22 protein-coding genes are annotated in these 25,170 nt (G+C 39.6%); 7 read left to right on the forward strand and 15 right to left on the reverse strand.

Annotated features, from left to right (window positions below; all coding sequences use genetic code 11):
* Nucleotides 1-58 precede the first annotated feature (58 nt).
* The 3 genes from VS868_RS03275 to VS868_RS03285 all read right to left on the reverse strand — a co-directional run bounded on the left by VS868_RS03275 (nucleotide 59) and on the right by VS868_RS03285 (nucleotide 2,556).
* Nucleotides 59-478: a hypothetical protein gene (locus VS868_RS03275; RefSeq protein ID WP_345599173.1), complete on the reverse strand. Its 420-nt coding sequence runs from the start codon at nucleotides 476-478 to the stop codon at nucleotides 59-61.
* Nucleotides 471-683, reverse strand: coding sequence for a hypothetical protein (locus tag VS868_RS03280; RefSeq protein ID WP_345599174.1), 213 nt, complete (start codon nucleotides 681-683; stop codon nucleotides 471-473). The genes VS868_RS03275 and VS868_RS03280 overlap by 8 nt, the downstream gene beginning before the upstream one ends.
* 412 nt (nucleotides 684-1,095) lie before the next feature.
* Complete coding sequence (locus tag VS868_RS03285; RefSeq protein WP_345599175.1) at nucleotides 1,096-2,556, reverse strand: PLP-dependent aminotransferase family protein; 1,461 nt, start codon at nucleotides 2,554-2,556, stop codon at nucleotides 1,096-1,098.
* 70 nt (nucleotides 2,557-2,626) lie between these two features.
* On the opposite strand from VS868_RS03285, the gene VS868_RS03290 reads away from it, so the two are divergent.
* Nucleotides 2,627-4,519 (forward strand): TonB-dependent receptor, encoded by a 1,893-nt coding sequence (locus VS868_RS03290; protein ID WP_345599176.1) that lies wholly within the window; start codon nucleotides 2,627-2,629, stop codon nucleotides 4,517-4,519.
* A gap of 111 nt (nucleotides 4,520-4,630) precedes the next feature.
* Here the strand turns inward: VS868_RS03290 and VS868_RS03295 are convergent, their stop codons facing one another.
* The 4 genes from VS868_RS03295 to VS868_RS03310 all read right to left on the reverse strand — a co-directional run bounded on the left by VS868_RS03295 (nucleotide 4,631) and on the right by VS868_RS03310 (nucleotide 9,731).
* Nucleotides 4,631-5,566, reverse strand: coding sequence for a TolC family protein (locus VS868_RS03295; protein ID WP_345599177.1), 936 nt, complete (start codon nucleotides 5,564-5,566; stop codon nucleotides 4,631-4,633).
* A 21-nt stretch (nucleotides 5,567-5,587) separates the two neighbouring features.
* On the reverse strand, nucleotides 5,588-5,917 hold the full coding sequence (locus VS868_RS03300; protein WP_345599178.1) for a hypothetical protein: 330 nt from the start codon (nucleotides 5,915-5,917) through the stop codon (nucleotides 5,588-5,590).
* A complete protein-coding gene (locus tag VS868_RS03305; protein WP_345599179.1) occupies nucleotides 5,917-7,272 on the reverse strand; it encodes an HlyD family efflux transporter periplasmic adaptor subunit in 1,356 nt (451 codons plus the stop codon). The genes VS868_RS03300 and VS868_RS03305 overlap by 1 nt, the downstream gene beginning before the upstream one ends.
* A gap of 362 nt (nucleotides 7,273-7,634) precedes the next feature.
* The gene (locus VS868_RS03310) at nucleotides 7,635-9,731 is read right to left on the reverse strand and encodes a lipocalin family protein (RefSeq protein WP_345599180.1); all 2,097 of its coding nucleotides are present in this window, start codon (nucleotides 9,729-9,731) and stop codon (nucleotides 7,635-7,637) included.
* Between the two features lie 206 nt (nucleotides 9,732-9,937).
* Here VS868_RS03310 and VS868_RS03315 point away from each other — a divergent pair, with 206 nt between their 5' ends.
* The 6 genes from VS868_RS03315 to VS868_RS03340 all read left to right on the forward strand — a co-directional run bounded on the left by VS868_RS03315 (nucleotide 9,938) and on the right by VS868_RS03340 (nucleotide 13,469).
* Nucleotides 9,938-10,432 carry a YqiA/YcfP family alpha/beta fold hydrolase gene (locus VS868_RS03315; protein ID WP_345599181.1) on the forward strand — a complete coding sequence of 165 codons (495 nt, stop codon included), beginning with the start codon at nucleotides 9,938-9,940 and terminating at the stop codon, nucleotides 10,430-10,432.
* A gap of 4 nt (nucleotides 10,433-10,436) precedes the next feature.
* Nucleotides 10,437-11,324: a WYL domain-containing protein gene (locus tag VS868_RS03320; protein WP_345599182.1), complete on the forward strand. Its 888-nt coding sequence runs from the start codon at nucleotides 10,437-10,439 to the stop codon at nucleotides 11,322-11,324.
* A 166-nt stretch (nucleotides 11,325-11,490) separates the two neighbouring features.
* On the forward strand, nucleotides 11,491-12,120 hold the full coding sequence (locus tag VS868_RS03325; protein ID WP_345599183.1) for a hypothetical protein: 630 nt from the start codon (nucleotides 11,491-11,493) through the stop codon (nucleotides 12,118-12,120).
* Nucleotides 12,096-12,554 (forward strand): AAA family ATPase, encoded by a 459-nt coding sequence (locus tag VS868_RS03330; RefSeq protein WP_345599184.1) that lies wholly within the window; start codon nucleotides 12,096-12,098, stop codon nucleotides 12,552-12,554. Before VS868_RS03325 ends, VS868_RS03330 begins: the two co-directional genes overlap by 25 nt.
* Nucleotides 12,555-12,599: 45 nt before the next feature.
* Nucleotides 12,600-12,809: a cyclic-phosphate processing receiver domain-containing protein gene (locus tag VS868_RS03335; RefSeq protein ID WP_345599185.1), complete on the forward strand. Its 210-nt coding sequence runs from the start codon at nucleotides 12,600-12,602 to the stop codon at nucleotides 12,807-12,809.
* A gap of 285 nt (nucleotides 12,810-13,094) precedes the next feature.
* On the forward strand, nucleotides 13,095-13,469 hold the full coding sequence (locus tag VS868_RS03340) for a YkvA family protein (RefSeq protein WP_345599186.1): 375 nt from the start codon (nucleotides 13,095-13,097) through the stop codon (nucleotides 13,467-13,469).
* 88 nt (nucleotides 13,470-13,557) lie between these two features.
* Here VS868_RS03340 and VS868_RS03345 read toward each other — a convergent pair whose 3' ends face one another.
* Genes VS868_RS03345 through VS868_RS03380 form a run of 8 tightly spaced genes read right to left on the reverse strand, consistent with a single transcriptional unit; the run spans nucleotide 13,558 to nucleotide 25,091 of the window.
* A complete protein-coding gene (locus VS868_RS03345) occupies nucleotides 13,558-14,505 on the reverse strand; it encodes a phospholipase D family protein (protein WP_345599187.1) in 948 nt (315 codons plus the stop codon).
* Between the two features lie 19 nt (nucleotides 14,506-14,524).
* Entirely contained in the window at nucleotides 14,525-17,626 is a 3,102-nt protein-coding gene (locus VS868_RS03350) for a DEAD/DEAH box helicase family protein (RefSeq protein ID WP_345599188.1), read from the reverse strand.
* Nucleotides 17,610-19,577 (reverse strand): DUF262 domain-containing protein, encoded by a 1,968-nt coding sequence (locus VS868_RS03355; protein WP_345599189.1) that lies wholly within the window; start codon nucleotides 19,575-19,577, stop codon nucleotides 17,610-17,612. The genes VS868_RS03350 and VS868_RS03355 overlap by 17 nt, the downstream gene beginning before the upstream one ends.
* Nucleotides 19,567-20,964 carry a DUF262 domain-containing protein gene (locus tag VS868_RS03360; protein ID WP_345599190.1) on the reverse strand — a complete coding sequence of 466 codons (1,398 nt, stop codon included), beginning with the start codon at nucleotides 20,962-20,964 and terminating at the stop codon, nucleotides 19,567-19,569. The genes VS868_RS03355 and VS868_RS03360 overlap by 11 nt, the downstream gene beginning before the upstream one ends.
* Entirely contained in the window at nucleotides 20,964-21,554 is a 591-nt protein-coding gene (locus VS868_RS03365) for a hypothetical protein (RefSeq protein WP_345599191.1), read from the reverse strand. The genes VS868_RS03360 and VS868_RS03365 overlap by 1 nt, the downstream gene beginning before the upstream one ends.
* Nucleotides 21,555-21,563: 9 nt before the next feature.
* Complete coding sequence (locus tag VS868_RS03370) at nucleotides 21,564-22,619, reverse strand: DUF3644 domain-containing protein (RefSeq protein ID WP_345599192.1); 1,056 nt, start codon at nucleotides 22,617-22,619, stop codon at nucleotides 21,564-21,566.
* A 9-nt stretch (nucleotides 22,620-22,628) separates the two neighbouring features.
* Nucleotides 22,629-23,945, reverse strand: coding sequence for a restriction endonuclease subunit S (locus tag VS868_RS03375; protein WP_345599193.1), 1,317 nt, complete (start codon nucleotides 23,943-23,945; stop codon nucleotides 22,629-22,631).
* Nucleotides 23,946-25,091, reverse strand: coding sequence for a Fic family protein (locus VS868_RS03380; RefSeq protein WP_345599194.1), 1,146 nt, complete (start codon nucleotides 25,089-25,091; stop codon nucleotides 23,946-23,948).
* Nucleotides 25,092-25,170: the final 79 nt, after the last annotated feature.

Below are 25,170 nucleotides of genomic sequence, written 5' to 3' on the forward strand. Positions count from 1 at the left end.
AAGTTCAAGACATAAAAAACCCTTCTAAAAGGGGTTGGAATTTTTTAATAGGAGCATTTTATCTGCGATTGCTACTCCTAACTTTTCGCATGTATATCGAAGCAATAGCCACTAAAGTTGTACCTGAGAATATAGAACCTATAATCTCAAAGCCTCCAGTGATTAATAAATAGGAAATAAACATACCACCTCCCAAAAGCAGAAAAGAGCAAATTAACCCTAAGTAGTTGACTCTACGCTCCCCCTTCTCAGTACTTTTAATCATACCAAGCTTTTCACGGGTGAATTCGTGCCTAAATTCCTGTTCCTTTTCAGCTCGTTCCTTGAGCCAAGTAATCATATTTGGATCTATTTGCTGCAGCCTTTTAATTTCAGCTGCATCTGGGAGTAAACTATCGTCAAAGGTTTCTTCTATATGGCCTTGATGTTCGCCATTATGGCCCTTTTGAAGATGAGCCCTACGCCTCTGTTTAGCCATTGTGGAATTCCTCTTCTAATTTTTTTTGAGCCTTTTTCGTGTCCTTTAAAATGGTATTAAAGTCTTTGCGAAGATTTTCTTTTTCATTTTGAGGCTCCATTATTTCATGCCAGATCTCGTTGTACTCCTTGCTCTTCTCAGGCTTAAACGCACCGTTCAAAGCGTCAGAAAGATTACCGAAGAAAATTGAAATTGAATGACCCATAACTAAACCTTTCTTTTTTAGATATAGTATAACAATACTTATACCAACCTAATATAGGCACAAAAATACAACTAAACTATAAATGTATTACTAAACTAATACAAAACTAATATTAATGTACTACTAAACTAATACAAAAGAGTGATTAAATCAGGTATTTCAGAAGTTATGTCAATCTAAAAAGTAAGCCATAATTTGCCGCACTTTTATTAATTAAGATATCGGTTATCGTGAAATTTGCCGCACAATTATTAAGCTCCCATAATGGTAGCCCATTAATACTGGAGTTGAGATATACAACAGTGCTTCGCAAGTCGTCCTCTTACTTCTCAGATCATTAGGGGAAGGTGCTGGCCTTTTAAAACTTCCAATTATTCCTTCATCCTTGCAACGAAGCCTCAGAAACCAATTCTCAATATGCTTCAGCAAGTAATCTTACAGCTTCTCCCATTTCATTTTTGCTGAGATGGCCAAATCCCAATCTTAAAGCAATAAGATTTTGATTTTGATAAAGACATATACCCGGAATCAAGAGCCCCTTTTTTCTTGCTCTTTTTTGAAGATGATTCAATGAGAATGATCGATTAAACTTGATCCAGAAAGCCAGGCCGGATAAAGGTACACTAAATGTAATTTCGCTTTTAAGTTGGGTATGGAGTAATTGGGCAAAGATTTTTTTTCTTTCACTAATTACGCTGTGAAATTTCCTTTGATACCGATGTACATCCCCTTGATGAATAATATCTCCTAGTGTCTTTTCCATTAAGAAATTGGGCCTGCCAAAAATATTAAGATACTTTTTTCCTTCTTCCAAAAAGTCTTCTGGGGCGATTAAAAAATGCATTTGAAATCCGGGGGTGAGGAACCTTCCAAAAGCTCCGATATAGATGACCCTGTTTCCCCCGTCCTTTCTATAGAGTGATGCCGACCTGTCTTTTGGGAGGGAAAATTCAAAGTCGTCATCATCTTCAATCACAATAAAGTTGTATTGTGCCGCTAATTGGAGTAAAGTTTTCTTTCGCTCTTCAGAAAGAGGAACTGTAGTGGGGTATTGGCAACGAGGGTTGAGGTAAACGGCCCTAATCTCACCGGCCTTAAAGTGCTCCCTGATAAAATCAACCCTCATCCCGTCCTCATCCACAGGAATCGTCCTTAGCTGTGCACCTGCCTGACCAAAAATCATATTGGGCAGAAAATAACTCAGGTTCTCCACCAAAATAATATCCCCGGTTTTTATAAGTAACTGCGATAAGATGGAAAAGACCTGCTCTCTTCCCGAAATAGGCAACAAAAATTTTCTGGAAAGATGAAACCCCCTGGTGATATTCAGGTAATAACTTAGCTGGTCCCTAAAAAACATATTTCCTCCGGTTGCCTGCTGCAATTCATTGAACCAATTGGCCCTTTTAAGGACCGAGGCGAAAAAACGAGCCAATTCTTCCCCTTTGATGATCCCATAATCGGGTGTACCATCGGTGAAATAAAGATCTTCACGATGCTCCAAGAAGGGAGTATCCAGAATAAATTCTTTCCTGAAAGTAAAGGCTGCCTTTTCGGGGGGAGACCTAAAAGCTCCGGAACCGATGGCCGCCACCGAAGATAGCTCCGCATTTTTTACAAAAGTACCTATGTTGGGAATGCTATTTATCCATCCCTGCTCTTGCAGCTCCACCAGGGAGGCCATAATTGTTTTTCTGTGAACTTGCAGGTCTTCTGCGATTTTCCTGCTTCCGGGAAGTTGATCGCCATCTTCCAGAAGGTTTGTTTTAACCGCATTAATAAACTGATACACTATTTGCAAATAGACCGGATCTTTCTTACTGCGATCTATTTTGACAAAGGAACGAAAAGCAATGTTAACCGGACTACTCATTATTTTTAAATCGGACTAGCAAAGTTACCCCTTAAACCTTAATCTTTGTACCCCAATTGAATATTATTAAATGAAAAAAATAATTTTTACAGTGAGTCTCTTATGCAGCCTCCCTGTATTTGCACAACAACAGGAGACATCTCCTGAACACGAGAATCAGGAAAACCCACAAAATGAGCTAAAGGAAGTAGTGATTCACGGGAACAGGATCAGGATTCCTTTCAGCCAGTCCGCACGGGATATACAGGTGGTCACCCAGGAACAAATTAAAATGCTTCCTGCAAAATCTATCAATGAAGTTTTGTCTTACATCAGCGGAGTTGACGTAAGGCAGCGCGGTCCTTTCGGTACCCAAACCGACATTTCTATTGACGGCGGCACTTCCGAACAAACCATACTGCTTATCAATGGCGTAAAAATGATTGATGCGCAAACTGCCCACAACATGATGAATATCCCTATTCCGCTAAGTGCAATAGACCACATTGAGGTGCTTAGAGGTCCGGCAGCAAGGGTTTTCGGGATCAATGCCCTCACGGGAGCCATTAATATTGTCACCAAAAAAGAACGCCATTCCTCGATCACTGCTATTGCACAGGCGGGAAGCTCTTTTAAACAAAAAGAAGAAGGCGACGGATCTGGTATTTATGCCAGGGGGCGTGCAGAAGTTACCGCTAACTTCGGAAATGAAAATCAAAGCCACCTTTTATCCCTGGCCCAGACCAACTACAATGGGCTGCGTTATAATTCGGCTTCAAAAAACACCCGACTTTTTTATAACGGTGAAATTGACCTTGATATTAACAACAAACTGCAGGCTATGGCGGGGTATGCAGACAGCCAATTTGGCGCCAATGGCTTTTACGCCGCCCCCGGTGACCGTAATTCGGAAGAGCTTGTAAAATCGTCTATTTTCAGCCTTTCTTCAAGGCACCAGTGGGGCAACTTTATGATCTCACCCCGAATAAGCAACCGCTATGGTGAAGATGATTACAGGTACTTTAAAGATGATTTGAGCAAAGGCCGCTCCATACATTACACCAATGCCCTAATGCTCGAACTCAACAGCAGCCTTCACACCAATATAGGAACTTTAGGTTTTGGCTGGGAATCCCGCCTGGAAACCATCAATAGTTCAAATATTGGGGAACATGAACGCGATAACCATGGATTTTATACCGAATTAAGGAGCCAGGTGGGCGAAAGATTAACAGGATCGGCAGGAGTTTATGCCAATTACAATTCCGTATTTGGCTGGCAGGTATATCCGGGCTTAGACCTGGCTTATGAAATCAATGAACGTTGGACCCTTTCTACCAGCATTGGATCGGGCCAAAGAATCCCGTCCTTCACAGATCTATACCTGGACCAGCGCCCGGGAAATATTGGAAATGAACTGCTGCAGCCCGAAGATGCCTGGAACTACGAAGGTAACATCACTTACCAGAAAAATGCCCTTAACTTCCAGGTGGGATATTTCTACCGCGAAATAACCGATTTCATAGACTGGGTGAGAGAAGATGCTTCAGAGCCTTATTCTCCCGTTAACTTTGGCGATAACACCACGCAAGGCATATATGCCAGGATTCAGCAGAATTTTTACCTGAAAAACAACCAGTCTTTGAGGTACCGATTAAGTTATAATTATCTGGATCCAAGCATTATAAGTTCAGAAGGGATCCAGTCAAAATATATCCTGGAGTCTCTAAAACATCAATTTATTGCAGGAATTTCCTACGGTATTGACAACCTGTCCCTACAGTTAGAAAACCGATGGCTACAGCGGGAACTCGCTAATGCTTATAACGTTACAGATATACGGGTGAATTACAACTGGCAAAAGCTTCTCTTCTTTACAGAGGTAACTAATCTTTTTGATGCTGAATATACCGAAGCAGGCGCTGTACCTATGCCTACACGTTGGTTTAGTTTAGGATTAAGGTACGAGTTGAATAAATTTTAAGATTCAGGGGCGCAATTATATTGATTGCATTCAGAGCATTGCACCTGACTCTTGAAAAACTAAAACGGAATCCGGAAAGTCACTGTTATGATTTTCCAGATTCCGTTTTTTTTATTGCTGAATTTCTGCTTCCACATCCGGTATTACCCCAAGGCTGCGATATAGTTCAGCCCTGGTGGTTAGAAACTTTGTAAAGAGCTCAGTTTGTTTTAAACGGGCTTGTATTAGCTTTGTCTCCCTTGAATTGATCAGAAAAAGGGAACTTTCTCCAAAACTGAATTTTCGCTCTTCGGCTTTTAACAGTCGCTCATAGTTTTCTACCATTTCTGAAGTTAACCTTATTTGCTCTACATAAGAATCCAGCTCCTGCGTTAATCCGTCGACCTTATTTTCTATTTGCCGGCGGTTCAATTCCAGTTCAAGGGAAGCATCTTCAATTTTGTATTCAGCCAACTTCAGCTCGCCGCACTCCTTCCGAAGAAAAAGTGGAAAACTTATATTTAAACCGGCTTTATAGTTTGAAGTATCAAAATTATCAATGAGTTCAGGTTCCGGGGTAATGAAGTTATATTCCAAATCTATTTTTGGCAAAAGGTTGTTAACCTTCAAACGTCGCTCTACTCTTAGTGCTTTCAGTTTTGCCTCCAGGGCCCTTAATTTTGGATGCCCTTCAAAAATGGCATTTTTCACACCTTTTTCTGTTTGCACTTCAAGAACTTGGTCATGTAAGAAGTCAACTTCAGGTACAGTTCCAGGCTGTAATTCTACCGGCACATTATTGTCGAGCCAAAGAAATGTGGAAATTTCAAGCTTTTGTTTTAGCAGTTTAACCTTTGTCTGCTCTAACTGAAGCAGGCGTTCCTTAAGCGCAATACCTGCTTCAACAGTATCTATAGCTGCGATCTCACCAAAGGCAGCACTTTTCCCAATACCATCTGATCTTTGCCGGGCGTTGGCCACAAATTCCTGGTATACTTCAAGTTCTTTTTGGAGCCTTGCCCAATTGAGATATGCCACGGAAGCTTCAAAAAGTACTTCGGCTATCATGAGGTTTTGTTCTGCTTCTGTTTATACACCTTCATTTTGCTCAAAGCCGGCCTTTAATTCTACGCCATACCAGGTGGGAATTTTAAAAGTGGAATTTAAGAGATCATAATATTCGGTGCCTTTAAATTCCTTGCGGCTGTAGTCTACTTCCAGCTTGGGGTCAAAAGCACCTCTTGCTTTTAAAAGTTCGGCTTCGCCCATTTCAAGCTGAAGGTTTGCCTGTCTCACCATAGGATGATACTGCTTCACATAAGCTAAAAATTCTGGATAGCTCAAAACCTGGGTTGTGGTTTCCTGTGCCCTTAAAACAAAAACCTGCAGGAATAATACAATGGCCAAAATAAATCTCATCACTTCTGCTTTTCCTGGTTTTCAACAACTACTTCAGGCTGGTAATAATCTGGTGGAAAGCCGTTAAGGTTTCTCCATATTTCATACCAGATAGGCACCTCATCAAGCAGGGCCAGGGTTGTTACCCCCGAACCAATTCTCACCCCTCTAGGCCAGGGCTCATCTTCGGGATCTGGTGCCAACAGAACACGGTACTTTCCATTCTGACTTATAAAATTATCTACGGCAACGATCTTTGCCCCATAAGTTCCGTAGGAAAGGTTTTCCCAACCGCTAAACACTATTGAAGGCCAGCCTTCAAATTGCACCCTTACCTTCTCACCCTCGTGCATTAGAGGCACATCAAGCGGCTTCACATAAGTCTCTACCGCCAAATCAAAATCGGCCGGCATAATCTCCACCAACCTCTCTCCTTCCTTAAAAGTTTCCCCCAAACCTGCTTTTAAGACCTTATTAATATTACCTTTTTGAGGGGCCAGCACATAGTACATCTGGTTGCGAATAGAGTAATTGCTATAGTCATTTTGGAGCTTGCTCACCTGGGCCGCAGCATCATACTGGTTGGAACGCGCCGTATGCAAATCACTTTGCGCCTTAGAAACCTTATCACTGTATTCGGCAGCTATCCTGTTAATTTCAAGTTCGGCATTGATAACTTCATTCCTGCTCGCCAGCAGTTTATTTTCCTGGGAAATTAGTTTCGCCCGGGAGTCCTGCAACTTTTGCCTTTTTTCCTCAACATCGGGCAGTGCTTTAAGCCCTTCCTGCTGTAGCTGTTGGGTTCGCTCAAACTGAGCCTGCGCAATATCGAGGTTAGCCCTTACAGCTTCAAGATCTATACTGTCACTTTCCAGCTTTAGCCGGGCCTGTCGCAGTTTGTTTAAAGCCTGCTGCTTTTTTAACTCCCTTTCATTTCCCAGCGCATTAATTTGAGAGGAAAGCGCCTTAATTTTTTCGGAATAGGACTCTACAGAACCCGATTTTGCGTTTAGCTGTTCAGCAGTTCTTTCTACCAGTAAAGGATCAAAATACTCCCCTTTTACTTCGGAAATATGAAGAATTGTATCTCCTTTTTGCACGAACTCCCCCTCCTGCACATACCATTTTTCAATCTTCCCCGGAATTGGGGATTGAATGGTTTGAGGCCGATGTTCGGGCATAAGAGTGGTGACATAGCCCTTGCCACTTACATTTTGCGTCCAGGGCAGAAAGAGGATGATCAACAAGGCTATAAAAGCGGCTAACAAAAACCTATTGAAGTATTTATAGTGCCTTTTGTGAAGTGCCCTTTTTCCTGCTTCAAACTTCTTAAGGTCTACCTCATTGCCTACAGGATATTTTGATATATTAAGCATGTTCTAACTCTATTGTTTCTTTGATCCTTCCGTTTTCCAGTATGATCTTTTTACTACATACATTTTCCCAAAGTTCATTTCTACTGGCCACAACTATAGACCACCCGTGTTTTTTATCGGCTAAAAACTCAATAAGCCTGGTAGCCTCTTCTTTATTGTAAAGCTCAAGAGGTTCTTTGAGAGTAAGGAGTTCAGGTTTTTTAAGAATAGCCCGCGCCAGGATGATCTTTTTTCGCTCCAGGTGACCACTGATTACTGAATTATAAGACTCGTCACGGATTGCAAATCCGTGCCATCGGAATTTGACACTTCACACAATACTCAATACTCAATTCTCATTACTAAATACCGATCACTGACCACTAATATTCCAGTATCTCGACAAAAATATCTGGTTTAGGTGCGGTACTCTCAAGGTCTTCTCTTTTGAAACCGGAGGAGATACTAATGATCTGCCCCAGGTGGTTCTCGAAGATTAAATGCGGATATCCCTTGGTTTCTACAGTAGTCACTTTATTTGTAGTGAGGTTATAGATCCTGGCTTTCTTTTCGTGGATAGATTCGGTTGAAATATTTTCCTGCGGATCATTATTGGAGCCCAGGATCAGATTCCCGTCTCTGCTTATTCCTGACGGAAAGTATGGGATTTCAAATGTTTCCTGTACATCAAAATTCACTGTGGAAAAAAGCTTGTTTTCCAGTAAGTTGATCACATAATTCTGATTGGGACTGTATAATGTTGTCTTCTGTGAGCGTGATGTGATAGGAATATTCACAAGCTGCCCATCAGAGATTTTGCCCTGGGCATCGATCGAAAATTTATAACTTTTGGGCTCCTGGTAATGCCCTACCAGAATTTCGCCATTTTTGAGAGGCAGCAGGTGGTAAGCTGTATTTCCGAAGTGCGTTGTAAAGTGAGACTTTTGAGAAATTAATTCCATGCTACCATTTGTGCGTTTAAACGTGTAGATATCTGTGCTATTAGTAAAGCTGAAAATACCATTGCCCAGATACGCAAAATCAAAGAAGAAAGGTATGCCCTCAAGCTTCAGTTCATACTTGTAAGAAAGGTTACTGGCGTCATATACAGCAAGTGCATTTCCCTGGGCAAAAAACAGCTCATTCCCGGTTTCGCTGTTATGTACCTGCATATGTATGCTGGTCATTGCTTCGGGTTGTTTATTGGCGGTGGCTGTAACTACATGGTCCCGGTAGTTGTATTTGATTAGTTGACTCTGGCCGGTCTCCGATCTTCCGTAGAAATATATTTCGGAAGCATTTGGAGCAGGGGTTGCAAACTTTAGGTTATCGAAATCCAAGACTTCAGGATGCGACCAGCTTAGCTCCCATTTATTTTTATTGGAATATGGATCTGCACTCACATTTCCGAAGATATCATAGGCATAAATGGCATATACAGGCTCCTTAAGATGAGGAGGGGTTTTGTCTATAAATTTCGTCACCTCCCTGTCTTCTATTATTCCTACAGGATACTCCTGAAAAGCATAACCTGAACCGCCGTCGTAGTTGCGAACGGCTATTTTGTAATGGGAAAAATAATTCCCCTCAAACGGCTCCCACTCCAGTTTCACCTCCCCATTTTGCACTTCGGCATTCACAAAATTCACCTGAGAAGGTCTAAGGTTTTCGGTAAAAAATTCAACCAACCCACTCTCCCCCAGCAAACCTTTTTCATTAAAGATCCTGATGTAATAACATATCTCCTTAGATGCAGGCGGATCTACATCTATAAAAGAAGTTTGAGTCCCGTCTTTAATCGTCGCTACCAGTTGGGCATTGGCTTTGCTACAGCCCGCAGCACTTCTATAGATCTCATAACGGTCAAACTTATAGAAGCCGTCATAGGCCTGCCAGGTATATTTGATCTCGTTCCGGTTTTCGTCGGTAAGTTCATTTCCAAAAGTGTAGGAATACAGGTCGATGTCATTGGGCGGGGAATATTTATGCGCCATAAAACTGACTATCTCAAGTTCGGGATCATCATCTATCTCCACCTTCATCTTAAACACCAGTTTATCGGCAGTGAGCTGGGTAATAACCATTTCTTCGGAAGAGCCCCAGTCATTACGCAGCGTGATCACACCCTTTTCCAGGTCATAGCTCAGGTTCTGCACCTCTTTTTCGCATTCATAGCTGGAGATATGAAAGTAATCGCGGTAGACATTATTGGTGGTAAACTGAAAAAAATCCCGACCGCATTCCTCATAATTTGCAGGCACACCTGCAGTTTTACCTTCAAATGCTACTTCATAAATAGCCCATACCCCATTCAATTGCTGCATGCTGGCAGAAGTCAATGCATCTTTATAGAACAAATCCTCAGGTTCGGTAATTTCATCATCATCTTTAGAACAACCGGCAATTAAAATGAGCCCTAGAAATAAGAAGATGCGCGAGAAGTTCCTCCTGTAACAGGAGGCAAACATTAGATTATGCATGTGCGTAATTATGAGAAGGATAGGTAGGGCCTATTCTGTTATTTCAGACCAAATATATCAAAAAAGCTTTCTTAAAAGTTAATGGAATTAACAAATTTTAAAATTCAGCAGAGGCTAAATAGCTCGATTTTCAGAAAAAAATTTACTCACGACACTTTTTGTCGCCTTCTCTATGTTTCTTTACATTAGTAAACAAGCTAACACCTATGAACATTCTTTATCTACACGGATTGAACAGCAAATTAAGCGAGGCTAAAAATGCCATTTTAGAGAGGTATGGCAAGGTTCACGCACCCGATATTAATTATCCCCAAAAACACCTTCAGCCAATCGAGATCCTTCAGCCCTACCCTGAAACTGAATTCAATGTGATTATAGGGAGCAGTATGGGAGCTTTGAACGGATACATTATTTCAAACTGGATTGGCAGGCCGGCACTCTTATTTAATCCGCCTTTGTCGAAATACCCGTGGAGCCTTATGCTTCCGGAAGCAAAATTCCGCAGAGGTAATGCTTCAAAGCAACTTCTGCTTGGCGGCAGGGATGAGATTGTGAATCCGCAGAAAACATTGGCTTTTTTGGGCAGGCACCTGCAGGATCATGAACTGGAGATCAAGATTGATCCGTTACTGGGGCATCGCAATCCTGTAGATTTATTTGAAGAACAGGTAGCATCTTTCTTTTCAAAAATTTGTTCTTAGAATTATGTCATTAGCCCAAACCATTAGACGGTACAACAGGATCATTTCTGTTTTGAGAATAAGACCTATGAGTTATGAAGAGGTGCAAAGAGAGATAGGCAAGGCCCGTGATGCCTTAGAAGAAAATCTACTTACCTCTCACCGCACCTTTCAAAGGGATATTAAAAATATTGAGAGGGTTTATGATATTACGATAGCTTCAGATAAAAGCACCAACAAATATTCTATACAGGATGACATAGAGGGCATGCATTCCCGCCGACTCCGGGAGAATTTTGAGATCGTTAATGCCATTCGCCTGTCTAAAGGTTTTGCTGAAATCCTCATTTTTGAGGAGCGGAAATCTTTGGGTACAGAACATATGGCAGGATTAATCCACGCCATCCAGAACAAGCTCGTTGTGAATTTTGATTACCACAAGTATTGGGATGAGTCGGTAAGCAGCCGGAGTGTGAAGCCCATTGCCCTAAAAGAAGCCAAAAACCGCTGGTATTTAATAGCTGAAGATGAAGAGCAGGTCAAGAATTTTGCTCTTGACCGTATGAAGAAGCTGGTCATTACCGAAAATAAATTTTTGGCCATAGATTACAACGTACACGAAGAATTCCGCGATAGTTTTGGGATCATTAATGGCACCAATGAAGCTGCTGAAGAAGTGCTATTGTCTTTCACTCCCCGCGAAGGCCAATATGTGCAATCCCTCCCGTTGCATCACAGCCAGGAGTTGTTGTTAAAGAATGACAGGGAGATGAGGTTCAGGTATTATATCAGGCCTACTTACGATTTTAGGATGGAAATTCTTTCTTACGGTGACCAGGTTAAGGTGCTTAAACCCAAAAAATTAAAGGAAGAAATCAAATCTCAATTACAGCAGGCTCTAAAAAGGTATTAATAAATGACATTTTTGAGCATCATGTTTTGGCGTCGCTTCCCATCATCTTTGTATCAAAGAACAGCAGGTTCTTTTAAAATATAATCCGTCTCTGCTAAAATTCTGCGGGAATGTAGGGGGACTTCGGAAGGTTGTAGAGACGGAATTATCTTAAACACTAATAGCAATGAACTACGGAAATAATAACGAGCCTGAATTTTTACCCGATTTCAACCTGCAGCATGTGAATCACCTGATGAACTTCTATCATTTACCGAAGATGTACCTGGGTTACTTCGGAAAAGTTCCCAGCTATTACAGCTTTTCGGCATGCGATATTAAAAGGTTTTATCCTGAATTCCAGGCAAAATTCAAAGAGGAAATTCTGGGAAAGCATTTTATGCGAAACTTTGAAAAAGAGGAGTATAAAGCTGATGTAATTTTTATACTGAAGCAGCAGATCATGCTTAAGCAGGATGCAGACGAAGTGACCGTGTATTTCCACAATGAGAATGCTTCTCTCCTGCTTGAGTTAATAGATTTTATTAGAACATTTAAAAAGGAAAAACCGCACAAAGCCGAAATCAACCTCATCATCATGCAACCCCATGGGCTGGACAATAAAAAGATAAATTTTGCCAAGCCAGATCTCAACCTAAACCTAAGCTACAACCATGATTTTCCCGGTTTTCATGAAAGGATGCTGAAGATCCTGCAGGAGGATAACAAAAGCGGACTTCACCTGCTGTACGGCAAACCCGGAACAGGTAAAAGCACCTACATAAGGTACCTGTGCGGACTCATCAAAAAGAAATAGTCTTCCTGCCGGGGCAGATGGCGCAGAACCTTGATAATGTGGCCATGACCAAGTACCTTATAGACAATCCCAACTCCATCCTCGTTATTGAAGATGCCGAAGAATTGATTGTCTCCCGTGACCGGCAACGCAATTCGAACCTGGCCATGATCCTGAATATTACCGACGGTATTTTAGGAGAATCTTTGGGCATACAGATCATTGCCACTTTTAATACCGATGTTCAAAATATAGATCCTGCCCTTAAAAGAAAAGGCCGCTTAAAATCGGCTTATGAATTTAAAGCCCTGGCTCCCAAAAAAGCAAATATGCTATTCAAAGAACAAAATTCAGAATACACGACCGATAAAGAAATGACTTTGGCAGAGATCTACAACATCAGCGAAGAAGAGCAGTATAAGAGTCCGGTGCGGAAGGCGGTGGGGTTTAAATAATTGTTTAATGTATAGGGTATAATGAATAATGTTTAGTAAGCTATTATGTCAAAGTTGTTCCTAGACGACCTGCGGTCTCCCGACATGATCTATGCTAAATCTGTAGCCGCTGCATTTGTTGTGGTGAGGAGCTATGCTGAATTTGTAAAATATATTGAGCAAAATGGCCTGCCCTATTTTATCAGTTTCGACAATGACCTGGGGCTGGATGAAAATGGAGAATTGGCACCCGATGGTTATGCCGCAGCTAAATGATTGGTCTATGAATCGGGTTTGGATCTTCGTAAACTGAAATTCAAAGTCCATTCTGCAAACCCTGTGGCGGCGGAACAGATTAGAGGCTTATTGAAGAATTATATTGATTTCCTAAATGGAAATCAATAAATCAGCTTTGTCATTCCGACGACGGAGGAATCTTCAATTACGATAACATTTAAATACCGCACGTTTACTAAACGAGATTTTTTTGCTTTAACATAATTTTTAGGTTTAGAAAATATGTATGACTCAATATTAATTTAATTTAAAATCAAATTTTTTATGTCTGATCAAAATGAAAAAAATGGATACGGAAAGGAATTCTCTGACGAAGGTTTCTGGAACAAGGTAAAAACTGTTTTTAAAAAAGCAGGTATTAAAGTTGTATATTCAGCATTAACGCTTTATTATACTTATCAAAAAAAGGATACACCTGTTTGGGCTAAAGGGGTAATAATTGGAGCCTTAGGTTATTTTATTTCACCAATAGATGCTATACCTGATATCACCCCTGCTGTTGGATACGCAGATGACATAGGTGTTTTATTAGCGGCCGTTGCTACTGTCGGTGTTTATATTGACAGCGAAGTGAAGCAATACGCAAAAGACAAACTCCATGATTGGTTTGGTGATTTTGATGAGGAGGAGCTTTCGTAGGGAATAATACAAGATATAATTTAGCTCCAAATATTATAATTAATAATATCTGGAGCTTTTTCTTACTTTGTAGGACATTGGAAATTGCTTAATTCTTCATCGCCTTCTTCCAATTCTTCCTCAAAATTGGTTTAGCAAAAGTTGTTTCTCCATTAGAAGGTTCTCCAGAATAATGACAAAATTTCTCCTGATAATCCTTATCTCCGTATTTGCTCCACATTTTAAAGGCTTTATTGGACATTGGCTTTTCCGGGTTAAATTCTATCTCTTCTCCTGTTCTAATACAATATCCAACGTGTTGTTGATTTTTAGTTGTATTTGTTACCGTCTCAACCGGTTTGGAAGGTTCCTGCTTTGTTGCTGTCTCAGTCCAGTCGCGTTCTGGTCTTGTGGAAAATTTCTCGTCATAATCCAGGCTGTCGGGGAAATCTCCCAACTTTTTTTCAGACTTTGCCATGTTTTCTCCTGAACCATAAAACTTATCTGTAGCATCAAGAAGAACCTCACTTTTCACATAGTCTTTTCCTAAATTGATCAAGAGTTTCTTGTTTTTATAGATCGGTCTTTTGGCAAATACTACTTCATTATTGAAGGCAATTTCTGTACACTTATTCCAGGCATCAAGATCTGAAGTAGATGAAGATAATCTGTTGATTAAACTTTGTTCAGAGTAAACCCCAAATTCGATGTTGTTCTTAAATGAATAATCATAAAGGTTAATGGAAGTTATAATTCCCTTTTTTTCATTACCGTAATACTTTGCGTGTAGGTTAGGAACGTAAACTATGCTGACGTTTGGAAACTTTTTAAAGAATTCAAAATCCTCAGCTCGCATGCTTCTTTTTACATTCATTTCATTTTTTCCAAATACGAGAACAATATGGAGTTTAGGATTGGCTTCATGACGATCGAATAATTCTTTAAAGTAATTATCAAGCTTAACATAAGGTGATACAATTAATAAAGTTTTTTCAGCCTCCCAAATAATATTGTAAACACAGTCTTCTAAATCTTTTCCGGTTAAAAATTGGCTCATGTTGGTTATTTATATTTTTTCACAATTGATTTCTACCCTCCCCCATACTCACCATCCTCTTCATGGTATCAAAGAAAGCCTGATTAAAAGCTTCATCTTTGGCGAAGAGACGGTACAGGTCGAGTTCGTTTTTACGTTGTTTTCTCATTACATCATCGAGGATCTTTCGCAGGGCGAGGTCGCTGTTTTGCTGATCGCGATTTTCGGCGACTTTGGTTTGGAAGTCGGGGTGGGCCTGGATGTGTTTGCTTAGCTGTACAAATTTTACCCGTTGCTCATCGGGAGTAGCTTCCCAGCCCTGGAACCATCTTTCGTTGAAACTCTTGATGATCAGCTCCAGCGGATCTTCTTCCTTTTCCGGACCATGTGCTCCACGCGGATTCGGGTTCTGGGGATCTACCTCAGTTTCTGAATCGTCCAGGCCGATCTTCTCATTCAATTTCACCCGCTCCAGGCCGTAGGTGGAGAGATCCACAGATTCCAGTAATGCATCCAGCTTATCTGCTTCGGGATCTTTTACGATCAGTTTTGGGATCAGGAATTTCAGGAACCAGAACAGGATCTCCCAATCCATTACTTCATAAGGCATAATGGAAGCCACCTGTCCATAGATCTTAACAAATTGCTTAGCCTTGATCTTGAAATCAGCTTTTTCATCATCTTCCAGTCCCAGGCCTTCATTAAAACGTTCTGTTGGGACATCAATAATATAACTCAGCTCCTGGGCATCTACTTTGTTCAGATATTTGGTGGTGAAATCCAAGGCTTCGCTCCATTCGTAAACTCCTGTGTCACCTAAAGCATCTTTTAATTCATGCAGCACGTTGATATCGGTTGCCTGACTTAAAGAGGTAGCGGTGTAAAACGGATCAAAAGAATTCTTGATGTCATCGGTGCTGTTGAAGAAGTCGAGGATAAAAAGATCCTCGGTTTTCTTGCCCAGAGAATTGGCACTTCTGTTCAATCGGCTCAATGCCTGAACGGCCAATACGCCCTGCAGCTTTTTGTCCACATACATCGCCGTTAATTTCGGCTGATCGAATCCGGTGAGATATTTATTGGCTACCACGAGAAGTTTATAATCGGGCATATCAAAATAGCGGGCGAGCTTATCGCTGATGTACCCGGGATCTGAACTTTTTGCAGTGTCCAGATGTGCTGGCAAGTCATTGATGGCCTCCTCGGTATATTCTATTCCGTCTACTGTTTTCTTTCCTGAAAATGCGACCAGTACACCAAAAGGATCTCCTTTATCTTTCAAGATCCTTTTAATCGCTTTGTAGTAGCGAATGGCTGACTCAATGCTCTGGGTCACCACCATTCCCTTGGCCTTTCCCTTCAACTTCTTGGTATTGTAGATGTTCGGGATGAAATGGTCGATCATGATCTCAGCCTTGGTATTGATCGTACGCTGGTCCCTTTCTACATAAGCTTTTAATTTCTTCTGCGCTTTTGCAGTGTCAAAAAGGGGATTTTCCTCAATGGATTTTTCCAGCTCGTAATAACTTTTGTAGGTGGTATAATTCGCCAGCACGTCCAGGATAAAACCTTCTTCTATTGCCTGCTTCATTGAATACAGGTGGAAAGGCTTATAAGAACCATCTTCCTGTTCTACCCCAAACTTCTCCAGGGTGGTGTTCTTGGGCGTAGCGGTAAAAGCCATATAAGAGGCATTGCCCCGCATTTTACGGGACTGCATCGCCTTAAGGATCTTGTCCTGCGCATCTTCTTCCTCCTCTTCCTGTTGCTGTCCCATCGCCCGGTTCATGTTGTCGTGAGCCGAACCACTTTGAGAACTATGAGCTTCATCGATGATCACCGCGAAACGCTTATCTGCAAGATCTGCGATACCGTCAACGATGAACGGAAATTTCTGAATGGTAGTAATGATCACTTTTTTCCCGCTTTCCAGGCTATCTCTTAATTCTTTGGAAGAATAAGCCGGGGCAACTATATTTTTTACTTCGGAAAATTCCTTGATGTTCTCCCTAATCTGTTTGTCGAGCAGGCGGCGGTCGGTTACTACAATGACCGAATCAAATAATGGCTGCTCCAGATTTTTACTTCCCGGAAGTCCTTCGTTCTCCGGATAGGTTTCTATCAGCTGAAATGCTGCCCAGGTGATGGAATTCGATTTGCCTGAACCTGCGGAATGCTGGATCAAATATTTGTGTCCGACTCCGTTCTGAGAGGCGTGGTTCACGATCTTTCGCACCACGTCCATCTGGTGGTAACGCGGAAAGAATAAAGTGCGCTTATTTAGCGGATCTTTGGCCTTACCATCCAGTCTTACAAAATGCTGAATAATATTAGCCAGGCTGTGGCGGGTAAGTACCTCTTCCCAGAGATAAGCTGTTTTGTGCCCAAAAGGGTTTGGCGGATTTCCTTTGCCGTGGTTATTTCCTTTATTGAAGGGTAAGAAGTAGGTACTTCCTCCGCTTAATTTGGTGGTCATATACACTTCATCGGTATCTGCCGTGAAATGCACCAGGCAACGCCCGAAATTCAACAGCGGCTGCTTTGGATCTCTTTTGAACTTATACTGATTCTGGCCGTGCACCTTCGCGTTCTGACCTGTCCAGTGATTTTTCAATTCCAGGGTTGCAATGGGAAGACCGTTGATGAAAAGCACCATATCGATCTCCTCCCGCGGATTTTCCAAAGAATATCTTAGCTGTCGTGTAGCGCTGAATTCATTGCTTTCGAAAAGCTTCTTAACCCGCGGACTGCTGCTGGCCAGGGGCGGCTGATAGAACAACGTAAAATGGGCGTCATCTACATCCAAACCTTTCTTTAGCAGCCGAAGTACACCGTATTTTTTAATTAGCCTGTCCAGGCGCTCCAGGATCTTTAATTTCCAGTCTCCGTGCCTTTGAAGTTTTTCCAGTTCCTCATTTTGGGTCTCCTGCAAAAAGCTCCAGAACCTCCTGGTGTCAACCGCGTAACGAGAATTAAAATCATTAGGATCTCCTATATAGTAGCCATTGCCGGATCTATATTGCTCCGACTCCTCCGCGACATTGGCAGCAGGATCTTTCTCTTTGATCTCCTCCAGAGTGAGCCCCGAGAGCTTTTCCTGAATGGCGGCTTCTAATGCTTGTTCGTTAGTTTGGGCGGGCATAGTATCCGTTTAGTAAAGTTAATTTCATTTCTTCTCTGTGCTCCCTTATTTGCTGTTCACTCCATCCTTCCTTATCGGTCCTTCTGAACATAAGTTGCATTTTAATGCTGTCTGAAGTCTTATCCAGATTGAAATTTTTCTGTTTTGCCTCGGGCATATTATTCGTAAATCGGGAATTCTTCTGACTGCTCATTAAACAAAGATTGCCAAAACTATGTAGGTCTAGATAATCTAATTTTCTGTGATTATCTGGTGGATTCTGAGGATAATGATGTTCAATAGAACTTTTAAAAGTGAATTTGAAATTCCTAAATTCCTCCAAATCTCTCCACAAAATGTAGTCTAAATAATTAAAAATGAAGTTTTCTACGGAAGTACCATTATCTATTTTATCCCAGTTTGGATTTGAATTGATCGTAAGATCCGCATGGTTTGATCTAAATATAATGTCATAATAAGACATTTCCGGTCCGACACTCAAAAATCTATTGAACAGAAATCTACGTGCGAGATCTTTAAGGTAGTCTTTGTAATTATCTGCCAGGATTGCTTTCTCAGAATTTTGGAATAAATAAAATAATGCTGCGTTTAACCAATGCTTATAGACCAATGTTGGTGTTGACACGTGAAACATTGAAAGGAGCATAATTAATTCTTGATTTTGAATATTGTCATCCTCTTCTTCGCCAAAAGAATTCACATAATTGACACGGTTATCAGGATACCATTTTAGTTTTTTTAGACTCCATTCATCCTTATCTCCTTTAAATTCTCTTTTTAAAATATATTGGTCAAAAAGGTGTTTTACTTTCAATAAGTTAAACCCGAATTCCTTTACAAATTCGTAATGTTCCTCATTAATTTTTGGGTTTATATATGGTTCAAAAAAATCTAATAGTCTCTTATCATCAAGGCTAACTGCTTTAACTTCATTTTTCTTCGAAGAAGCATCTCTTGCCCTAGTTTGAATTTTTAAAACATGAAGTAAGAAATTCTGAAAATTAATTACAGAATTGAATCGTTCCGGAGCATCCTTGGAATGGTTAGTATTTAAATCAAAAGAAAAATTAGATTCTGCAATTCCTATAAGAGATAACTCCTTCTTAGTTTGATCTTGTTCCTTTAGCAAATTTTCAGCTACTTCCTTTAAGGATTTACATTTTAAATCATTCCAATTATTTCTGCCAAAAATCAGGTTTCTTTCCTCTACGCTAAAACCGTATTGTACATAACGTTCCATATCAGAACAAGAATCCCAAATTGTACTGAAAGCGTTGCTCAAATCTTCATCATTTTTAAGCACTTCCAGCATTTTTGATTTTAGGATTTCATGCTTTTCCAATTGTTCGCCCCTATTATTCATTATTTCAAAATAATGATTCAGGTCTGTCTTTTCTGGAACTGAGACACGAACGATTTGAACTTGATCAGTAAGATATTTATAGAAAATATTGAGGGTTTGGTTATCAACAAGTAATTTTTTTAATGTTTTTACCGCATCAAAATATCGCTCTTTGATATTAGAGTTAAACTCTTTATCGTTTAAAAATTTTCCTTGAAAACCTTTTTGACAAATATATTCCAGGGTATCTGTAGATTTCTTTCTGCTTGAAAATTTCAAATTGAGTTTGTAATCTATTTTCTCTTCTATAAATGGAAATGTGTGGTGCAGCGCTGCTAAAACAAGATTCAATGTTGTTAATCTTTGTTGCCCATCAATAGTTTCATAATAGAGGTCGTTCTCTTTTTGTTTTGCATTTACTACTAAAGTTCCTATGTAGTATCTTTTCGAATTTTTATCTTCATCAAAAGCAAAATCATAAACATCTTGAATGAGTTGATTTACCTGACCTTCGCCCCAAGCATAATTTCTTTGGTAAATAGGAATTAGGTATGAATCTCTATTTTCAAACAACTCTCGAATAGTAAAAACCGGAATATTATCGTTCATCTATAAAATTTAGAGTATCAAAAATCTGCTTAAGTTCATTTACTTTCGTCGCCTGTATATCAGAACGACGGATAGGTTCTATTCGAATATTGAGAATTTCGTTAGGACTTAAAGCTTCTTTAATTCTTTTAAAAATAAATGGATATTCAATTGCATGGTTATCTGCTGTGGCTAACTGCACATTTTTATGGACTAATCTTTTGCTATAGGCCCAAATGAAAATCTTTTCTATCGCTCTATCAATGTCTTGCATGCCAAATTTATCGATGTAAAAAATTAATGCGCACTTGAAAAGATTATGAATATATTTATCTCCCGTTCTTTCTTTCCCTTCATAACGGTCTAAATTTTCCATGATTTCTTTCCCAGTATCGGAAGGGTCTAATTGGTCCATAATTACTTTTCTCATTTCATGATAATGATTAATCATCTCGAAAAAGCGCTTACCATTAATAATTACCTGATCTACCTGGAAGGGATAAGACATCTTGTTCTTATCTATTTTGCGGTTGTAGTCGGAGTTGTAGTTATCAACATAGAAATGACTTATTCTATAAATAGAGGCAAAGGGATAAGGCTCACTTATATTAGGAGTAATCCCTTTAAATACCTCTACGTTGTCCTTCGTGAAGTTTCTAGCAGATTTATTTTTTGACCAATTTCTGATTCGAAAGAGATGATACGCAAAGGTGGACTTTAATTCATTCTGATCTATATCTTGCCAAGTCTCAACGATCTTTGTTTGCTCTTGTTCAGAAACAATTCCCTGCATCTCTCTTAGATGAAATGCTTTTAATAAATCATGAGGTTCAAGGTCCAGACCTCTCGCATTTTGGGAATCAAAAAACTGAAAGGCTTCTGAAATATCTTTTAAAACAACCTTTACAACCTGACACTTTTGGTAGAAAAATTGCGCGGTTTGAGCATCAAAATCCTTGATTCTTTGAGTAATCACACGATAGTTGTCTCGGAGATTACGTTTGCTAATTTGGCTCGTAAATTTTAATTGATTTACAAGACCCAAATCCGGTACATCAGAGTACATTTTTCTCAGCTCCTCAAAAAAAGAAGATTTTTTTTCTATAGCCAGAGCGATAAGCATAAGTGTCAAAGTTCTTTGCTGCCCATCAACAATATTTAAATTGTTTTCTTCATCTAAATGATATACCACTGTTCCTAAGCGATACGCAGGTTTTTCTTTAAATGTGAGAATATCATCAAATAATTGATGAACGTTTTTAGCAGTCCATTTATAAGGTCTTTGATATATTGGAATTATCAGATTCTGAGTCTGCAACAAATCTGCGACTGTAATAATTTGAGGTTTTATTTCTGCCGAATGAAATACCGTTTCTGGACTTTTAGTTTTGGTAATTGTATTTTCCATTAGTCTAGGTTCTCAATTCTTCTATTCAAGTCCCTTAAAATCTCTCTTCTCCCAATCATTGCATTATACTGCTCAATAACATCTTCCATCGTCTCATAATCTTCTTTGTTGATCCTTACTAAATGTGGTTGCTCTCCCGGAAAGGCACCACTATAGTGCAGACCTTTTAATCTCGGTTCATAATTGTTAAAGATCATTTCATTTAGTTTTTCAGTAAGGGTTAGCAACTCGAAAAAATGATCCATATGCTCATCCTTATTCACATTGGCAAGAAAAGGTTCAACCGCTTCTTCCATATAACAATCATAAAGGTCTTTTGATCCTCGTATTACTGCCAATTTGAAAAGTGGGTTTTCAGGATGTTTTAGCATTGCCAGATTGGGACGCTTTCTTATAGCTGCTTCCATGTAGCTCGCCAAGCTATCGGCCTTAAATGCCGTATACTTGGTCATTAAATATTGGGCGAGAATAAGGCTGGTTTCTTCATCGCTGGAAATTTCCAACAGGTGGTCCAGCTGCTCTTTAAATCCTGAAATACTTGCGCAGTCAAGGCATTCGTCCATTTCTATCAAAATTTCTTCTTTGGTCATATTGCTTGGTTAATTATATAACGCGTTATATTTTTCCTCAATTTGCATTTCTTCGATTAGAAAATCGACCCAAGCTTCCGTGTATAAATATGAATTGTTGGGTGCATCGTAGATACAATATTCACTCTTAGTTCGTTCTGGATTGGCGTGCCCATTATGTGGTCTTACATCATAAGCATACCAGCATTGAGTATGAGTGTGCTGTGTGAACTTATCTTTTTCCTTTCCATTCCTTACTACTTTAGGATTTCCTAAGCCTTTTTGAACACGATCTACAACCTTACTTGGTTTCAGCAAGTCCATATTCTGAACCGGCACTTGAACATGTTTATTTTTAACCAATGCGGCTACTTTATTTACCTTCTTCTTTTCTTCTTCAGTTAATTTATCGTAAGAAAAAAATTGTATTGGGAGAGAATTTTTACTGTCGTGATTTGCTACTTGAATCAGGAATGCCTTAAAACTGTACTCTCCACTTTCCCTTATTTCGGTCGTAATACTATTTCTATAAGATTTTATAAAATCTACGATAGGCTTATTTGATGGATTTTCAATTACAGCATTGTTGAGACTTTTTGATGAAGGAAAGAGCTGCAATGCAAAAGACAACGATTCTCTAATACAATATTTTTTTCCAAATTCATTCTCCACTATTTTATCAAAATTAAGCAGGAGAGATTGGCATTCCGAAAAAATATCCGCATCCAATTCCGGAATAGATTTATGTTCAATCATATTCCTGAGAGGAATAAAAAATTCTAAATTCTTACGAATTGGATTATTTGATTCTGCTCCGAAATATTCTTTTAAGCAAACTGATAATTCCCAATAGCAGTAATCGCCATCCCTTTTTTTGAAAAATCTTCCATCTTTATAGAATGGCTTCTTTTTCTGTTTAAAGAATATAGCATGAAATAAGGCTGTCCAGGAAATTACCATTAAAACAATATAACCTCCGGACTTAAATTTTACAGCGGGCTTATTATAAGTCTCTACCGCCAAGAGAGCACAATCTCTTGCCTTTTCAAGACTTTTCTTTACTGCTTTTGGTAATCCTCTTGGCATAATTTTAAGTTAACTCACCTTTATCTTCCCCGTCACCGCCGCGTCTATTAAACTGCTCTTATATTCCTTTAATTTTTCGATTTGCTGCTGTTGTAAAAGAATTGTTTGATCAATTTTTTTAACCTGATCCTCTAAAAAATTTAGAATTTTCCGTTGTTCATTCTTTGGGGGGTACGGAATATCAAAGTTTTTTAAAGCCTGAAAATTTAATCCTTCCCGACCTCCACCTTGCTGAAAAAACCATATTTGCCCTTGTCCTATTTCTGAAGCAAGTAACGCATTCAAAAAATTAGTACTTATTAATTTATTTGGTCTAACAATACACACATGTTGATTTACATTTATAGGTTCATCAGTTTCCACGTAATGACATCTTCCTATTGATCCACCGGTAATGTTCAACAATACATCACCTCTTTCAACTTTACTATTGCTCATAGAATCGTGAACGGCCTGAGATATTTTTGCAGCACCTTCTAAATCTATATTCCCAAAATGAACATTTTGACTCCTAAGTAATGGAATGCCATCATCTAAATACGTAGTTCCACCTCCTGAAGGTGTAACTCCGCTACCAATCTTATTTGTAACATGTTTGATTTTCTTCACCTCCCAATGCTCCGGAATCTCTCCAATCCATTCCACACCGGAATCTTTCATTTTGGCTTCAGGATTCAAACCTTTGGTCACGGCATTTTGGATGATGATCTGCTTGCGCTCTTTGAGCAGCCCGATCAATTTTTCCTTTTGCGCGATGGCAGTGTCGATCTTGCCGCATTTTTCATCCAGGAAAGTGGCAATGGCGGTTTGTTCTTCTGGTTTAGGAATGGGCATTAATGAATATGAAAGTTCATTAAAGCTAATGTTCTTTCCTTCCCTAATTCCAACAACACTTGTTTGCAATTCAGAAATGAAGGAATGACTTTTAAAAAGGTATTTATAGTAAGATGATTTAAGATCGTTCCGTCTTTGCTTTAAAACAGTATATGCAGGTGAAATTATCCCGTCGTGATGACAATATTCTAATCCACCCTCGAAAGACCTTAAGCTTATCGCAAAATCTCCTTTTTGGATATACTTGAAGGACTCTAAATTTCCCGATGGCATTACCATTCTATTTTCGACCCAACTTCTTGGAACTACTCCTTTATCCTGAGTTACAGAAAGAAGTTCTGCATCTTTCCTGTTTTTTTCTGAGTAATCATTGTAAAGAAATTTCATCCTTACAATTTTCCAATGCTCAGGAATCTCTCCCAACCACTCCACTCCGGAATCTTTATAGGCAGGATATTTTTGTAACTGTACCTTTTCTTTTACTGCTTCCATTTATTCCCGAATAATATTAATGTAGTCTTGCAAAATAAATATTCTGCCTCTTGATTGATTGGTGGTTTCCTTCAACAGCCCTTCTTCTTCAAATTTCTTTACAAGATGGTTTGCGGCCTTGTAGCTTAAGTTACATAATTCCTGCACCTGTTCAATTTTGGTTATTACCGAGTTCTTTAGTAAATACTGAAAAAGCGTATGCCCGCTAGCACTTCTCCTTCCAAAAGTTTCGGCAATTTTTAATTCGCTTTCCTGTTTATAAGCTATCAGTTTTCCCAAAGTATCCACTGCCTGTGTAGCAGTGTCACGAACGCCAACTAAAAAATACCTTAGCCATTGCCGCATGTCGCTATGGGTACGAACGCGCATAAGGTTGTCATAATACAGGCCCTTATTCTTTTCAAAATAGCTGGAAAGATATAACAGCGGTCTATCTAAAATTTTCTCTCCTACCAAGTATAAGGTTATGAGCAATCTGCCTATACGACCGTTTCCATCCAAAAAAGGGTGAATAGTCTCAAATTGATAGTGGGCTATGGCAATACGAATAAGTTCGGGAACTGCAATATCTGTATTGTGTAGGAATTGTTCCAGGTCGCCCATTAATGGGTTTACTTCCTGATGCGGGGGCGGGATAAATACCGCATCTGATATACTTGTACCTCCAATCCAGTTTTGGCTACTCCTAAAAGTTCCCGGTTGCTTTTCCTGTTCGCGTACACTGCTTAATAATAATTTATGGGTCTCACGTAAAAGTCTGGAAGAAATAGGAAGTTTTGGCAATGTATCAAGCGCATAATTAAGAGCTTTACTGTAATTCTGTACTTCCAACCAATCCTGCAACCTGCCAGGCATAATTTCATCTTCCGGTAATAAGGCTTCATCTATTCCTGTTTGAGTTCCTTCAATGCGGCTACTTGTTACAGCTTCTTTTGTAACGTGTAATTGGATAAACAAATCAACATTGGGTACCAACCGGGCATAAGCATTGAGTTCACCAAGTTTTACCGCAGCTTCCTGTAAAAGACTATTGATTTGGGGGTCATTCCAAATCCATTGTTCATTGATGGAATTGGGATGGAATTGTTCAAATTTTAGTCCGCTACTCCGGAAATTCCCTGACTTGTATGTACTTAAATCGATCATTCTTTTTGTTTCTGGAAAGTAACATCTACAATGTTATATGTTACTTTAGGCGTTATAAATGTAAATATAAGATTATCTA

The organism is Salinimicrobium sp. 3283s, assembly GCF_039602225.1.
GTDB classification, from domain to species: Bacteria; Bacteroidota; Bacteroidia; order Flavobacteriales; family Flavobacteriaceae; genus Salinimicrobium; species Salinimicrobium profundisediminis.

Bases quoted from the DNA above. Each gene is read 5' to 3' on its own strand.
- VS868_RS03275 (WP_345599173.1), bottom strand. From the start codon at position 478: ATGGCTAAACAGAGGCGTAGGGCTCATCTTCAAAAGGGCCATAATGGC.
- VS868_RS03280 (WP_345599174.1), bottom strand. From the start codon at position 683: ATGGGTCATTCAATTTCAATTTTCTTCGGTAATCTTTCTGACGCTTTG.
- VS868_RS03285 (WP_345599175.1), bottom strand. From the start codon at position 2,556: ATGAGTAGTCCGGTTAACATTGCTTTTCGTTCCTTTGTCAAAATAGAT.
- VS868_RS03290 (WP_345599176.1), top strand. From the start codon at position 2,627: ATGAAAAAAATAATTTTTACAGTGAGTCTCTTATGCAGCCTCCCTGTA.
- VS868_RS03295 (WP_345599177.1), bottom strand. From the start codon at position 5,566: ATGATAGCCGAAGTACTTTTTGAAGCTTCCGTGGCATATCTCAATTGG.
- VS868_RS03300 (WP_345599178.1), bottom strand. From the start codon at position 5,917: ATGAGATTTATTTTGGCCATTGTATTATTCCTGCAGGTTTTTGTTTTA.
- VS868_RS03305 (WP_345599179.1), bottom strand. From the start codon at position 7,272: ATGCTTAATATATCAAAATATCCTGTAGGCAATGAGGTAGACCTTAAG.
- VS868_RS03310 (WP_345599180.1), bottom strand. From the start codon at position 9,731: ATGCATAATCTAATGTTTGCCTCCTGTTACAGGAGGAACTTCTCGCGC.
- VS868_RS03315 (WP_345599181.1), top strand. From the start codon at position 9,938: ATGAACATTCTTTATCTACACGGATTGAACAGCAAATTAAGCGAGGCT.
- VS868_RS03320 (WP_345599182.1), top strand. From the start codon at position 10,437: ATGTCATTAGCCCAAACCATTAGACGGTACAACAGGATCATTTCTGTT.
- VS868_RS03325 (WP_345599183.1), top strand. From the start codon at position 11,491: ATGAACTACGGAAATAATAACGAGCCTGAATTTTTACCCGATTTCAAC.
- VS868_RS03335 (WP_345599185.1), top strand. From the start codon at position 12,600: ATGTCAAAGTTGTTCCTAGACGACCTGCGGTCTCCCGACATGATCTAT.
- VS868_RS03340 (WP_345599186.1), top strand. From the start codon at position 13,095: ATGTCTGATCAAAATGAAAAAAATGGATACGGAAAGGAATTCTCTGAC.
- VS868_RS03345 (WP_345599187.1), bottom strand. From the start codon at position 14,505: ATGAGCCAATTTTTAACCGGAAAAGATTTAGAAGACTGTGTTTACAAT.
- VS868_RS03350 (WP_345599188.1), bottom strand. From the start codon at position 17,626: ATGCCCGCCCAAACTAACGAACAAGCATTAGAAGCCGCCATTCAGGAA.
- VS868_RS03355 (WP_345599189.1), bottom strand. From the start codon at position 19,577: ATGAACGATAATATTCCGGTTTTTACTATTCGAGAGTTGTTTGAAAAT.
- VS868_RS03360 (WP_345599190.1), bottom strand. From the start codon at position 20,964: ATGGAAAATACAATTACCAAAACTAAAAGTCCAGAAACGGTATTTCAT.
- VS868_RS03365 (WP_345599191.1), bottom strand. From the start codon at position 21,554: ATGACCAAAGAAGAAATTTTGATAGAAATGGACGAATGCCTTGACTGC.
- VS868_RS03370 (WP_345599192.1), bottom strand. From the start codon at position 22,619: ATGCCAAGAGGATTACCAAAAGCAGTAAAGAAAAGTCTTGAAAAGGCA.
- VS868_RS03375 (WP_345599193.1), bottom strand. From the start codon at position 23,945: ATGGAAGCAGTAAAAGAAAAGGTACAGTTACAAAAATATCCTGCCTAT.
- VS868_RS03380 (WP_345599194.1), bottom strand. From the start codon at position 25,091: ATGATCGATTTAAGTACATACAAGTCAGGGAATTTCCGGAGTAGCGGA.